Annotated in this window: 1 protein-coding gene; it reads right to left on the reverse strand. The window is 39.0% G+C overall.

From position 1 onward, the window contains the following. On the reverse strand, window positions 1-217 hold a 217-nt coding region (locus DT603_RS15875; RefSeq protein ID WP_162350957.1), incomplete at its 3' end, for an SsrA-binding protein. Between the last annotated feature and the right edge of the window lie 306 nt (window positions 218-523).

Genomic DNA, 523 nt, shown 5'->3' on the forward strand with positions numbered 1-523 from the left:
CTTCTGTATAGAGCGAAATATTCATCTGCCGGATAAATAATTCTTCTCCATGAATGAGACAGTAAGCATCCTGCAGATTTACCTTCCCCTGCCTGATGGATTTTATTTCTGTACCAGTAAGCACAATACCAGCTGTATACGTTTCCAGAAATGAATACTCAAATGAAGCTCGTCTGTTACGTATATCGACCTGTTTTACAATAGAAGCAGAAGCCATGAATCAAATAAGATAGATTGAATAGATGCCACACAAATTTTATAATAGTCAGCTATTCAACGCTTGTTTTCAACCAGAAGGCTACAAATATAACGTAGCAAGGAAAAGAATACAGGAAATCGTGCAGAGGTTTATAATGCGCCCGGAAAATGCACAATGATACGTTATGAAACGTAACGGGGGCTGCCATGAGCAGCCCCCGTTACGTTTCATAAAACAACGTGTTACTATTTTTTCTTGTCCTGTTTGGCTTTATACTCCTGATTAAGTCCAGCCAGAATCTTCGTAGTTTGATCATTAGAAGGG

The organism is Pseudoxanthomonas gei (genome assembly GCF_010119615.1).
GTDB lineage: Bacteria > Pseudomonadota > Gammaproteobacteria > Xanthomonadales > Xanthomonadaceae > Pseudoxanthomonas_A > Pseudoxanthomonas_A gei.